The 2645-nt window shown below is 56.9% G+C and carries 1 protein-coding gene; it reads left to right on the forward strand.

Annotated features, from left to right (window positions below; genetic code table 11):
* Positions 1–795: 795 nt before the first annotated feature.
* Positions 796–2645, forward strand: a 1850-nt coding sequence (locus ACLQ7E_RS12080) for a DEAD/DEAH box helicase family protein (RefSeq protein ID WP_411732823.1), incomplete at its 3' end; no start/stop codon positions are given.

The following is a 2645-nucleotide window of genomic DNA, read 5'->3' on the forward strand; positions in this document are numbered from 1 at the left end:
AGCCCTATAGGCCAGCCAGTTATGCCGAACTTCGCCCGCCACACCCCAGCAGTGGCAGTCATCCAGCCCCCGCTATCGGAATAACCACGACATCGGCATAACCGGTGTTATTCCGAATTCGGAATAACACCGGGCATTTTTCCGGGCGGGGATGCGCGAATCCGACTTCCTTGAATTTTCAACGTTTTTGAATGTCGGATTTTTGGGGCTCGGGTGTCGCGGTGGGGGATCGGCATAAGGTTCCTATTCAGCAGGCCACTGCTTTCAAGTACCCGTCTAGGGAAGAATGGACAGGTTGATTGTGACGCAAGATCTAGTACCTCAAAATTGATTCCAGGAAAATTCTCAGTGGCGAATTTTTGTAGGTCAATTCAAGGAAATGAATCACTTGAATGAGAGCCGGACGCTGCGAGAGTACGGATCGTTGGCCACCAAGTGTTGATCCCTGATACGGATACCGAGTTCGAGTAGCCTGGCAAGATGGACAAAGCTGGGCAGAATAGCGCGTTCGACTTGGGTGAAGGAATTTTCGAGAGCCTAATTACCGATCACTTGGCTGGTAAGTTGGCATCGTTGCACGGTTTCACGCGGTCGGTGGAGTCTGTGGAGGCCGAGGACGCACCAGGTGAACTGGCACGTTTTCTTGGTCGCGCAATTGAGGCTCGTCTTGGGTCGCTCGAACCGGTTCAGATGGTCACGCTGACCAACCAAATTCTTGAACTTGTCGGGCACGCCGAAGACGTCCTTCATGGCCCCCAAAAACTGATGAAATTGCAACGCGATGATGAGATCAGGATGCGGTCATTAAAGCGGCCCCAGAATTCACTAAGCTCTGCCGCCCTGCTCACGAACAGCCGCGAAGATCCACAGCTTGCCGCCGAGCTGAGAGCCGAATTATCCTCGGCCGACAGAGTAGATCTGTTGTGCGCATTCATCAAGTGGGAAGGCCTGCGGCTCCTTTCAGATTCCCTCGAGGCACTAAAGGATTACGGCATCCCAATACGGGTCATCACCACGACCTATATGGGCGCAACCCAACGCCACGCAATTGACGAGCTGGTTCGCCGTTTCGGCGCAGAAGTCCGCATCAACTACGAGACGAATGCGACGAGGCTTCATGCGAAGGCGTGGATGTTCCACCGAAATTCCGGGTTTGACACTGCATACGTTGGAAGCTCCAATCTGAGCCGACCGGCATTGCTCGATGGGCTTGAATGGAATGTCCGGCTTTCGGGCGTGGCAACTCCGGGTCTCCTGCAAAAGTTCTCGATGACATTCGACAGCTATTGGGAGGACGACGCCTTCGTTCCATACGATCCCGATACTGACGCTGAGCGGCTGGACGCGGCACTGAAACGTGCAGGCGGAACAACGGCGGAACGAATGCTCGGATCCACCGGGCTGGAAGTGCTTCCGCTGCTGCACCAAAAGCAAATGCTCGAAGAACTCGAAGCCGCCCGCACAAACCGCAACGAGCATCGAAACCTGGTGGTTGCGGCAACAGGGACCGGCAAGACCGTGCTCGCGGCGCTGGATTACAAGCGACTGTGCGAAGCGGCTGGCCGGGACCTCACCCTCTTGTTCGTGGCCCACCGCAAGGAGATCCTCGAGCAATCCCTCAAAACGTATCGAAAGGTCCTGGGGAAGGGCTCCTTCGGAGAGATGTTCGTGGATGGACAAAAGCCGGAGGCATGGAAGCACGTCTTCGCCAGTATCCAGTCCCTGGCCGCTTTCGGGCTTTCCAAGGTCGACCCGCAGGCATTCGATGTCGTGGTGATCGATGAATTCCACCATGCCGAAGCATCCTCATACCGCAAGCTCATTGAGCACCTAAAACCCATCGAATTGCTGGGACTCACTGCAACACCCGAACGTGGCGACGGCGTCAATGTGGCGAACACCTACTTTGGCGGCAGGATTGCCTCGGAGCTGCGTCTATGGGATGCCCTGGACGCCGACCTGCTGGTTCCTTTCCACTACTTCGGTGTGGCGGATGACGTCGACCTCAGCGCCATCGAATGGAAGCGCGGCTCCTACGACCTGGAACAACTAAGCAATGTGTACACGGGCAATGACATGCGTGCCCTGAAGATCATCAACGAACTGCGCGACAAGGTACTCAGCACGTCCATGATGCGTGCACTGGGGTTCTGCGTCTCGGTCCAGCACGCGCACTACATGGCCAAGGTCTTCAACGAGGCGGGAATCCCCTCGGTGGCGGTATCGGGAAATTCAAGCACCGAGGAACGAGAGGGAGCGCTGGCAAAGCTGCGGGCCCGCGAGCTGAACTGCATCTTCGCCGTCGACCTCTTCAACGAGGGACTCGACGTACCGGAGATTGACACCATCCTCCTGCTGCGTCCCACGCAGAGCTCGACGATCTTCCTCCAGCAACTGGGCCGCGGACTGCGTCGTGCTGACGACAAGGCCGTGCTCACCGTGCTGGACTTTATTGGCCAGCAACGCAGGGAATTCCGCTTCGACGTCAAGTACCGCGCTCTGCTGGATGTGCCACGCAAGAAGCTGGAACGCATCATCGACGAGGACGCACCGGGACTACCCTCGGGATGCCAGCTCATGCTTGATCGAGTGGCACGCGCCTTCGTCCTGGAGAACATCCGATCCCAACTCAAGCTCAACAGACC

Origin of the sequence: Paeniglutamicibacter sp., assembly GCF_046714615.1 — a bacterium.
In the GTDB taxonomy this organism is placed as follows: Bacteria; Actinomycetota; Actinomycetes; order Actinomycetales; family Micrococcaceae; genus Paeniglutamicibacter.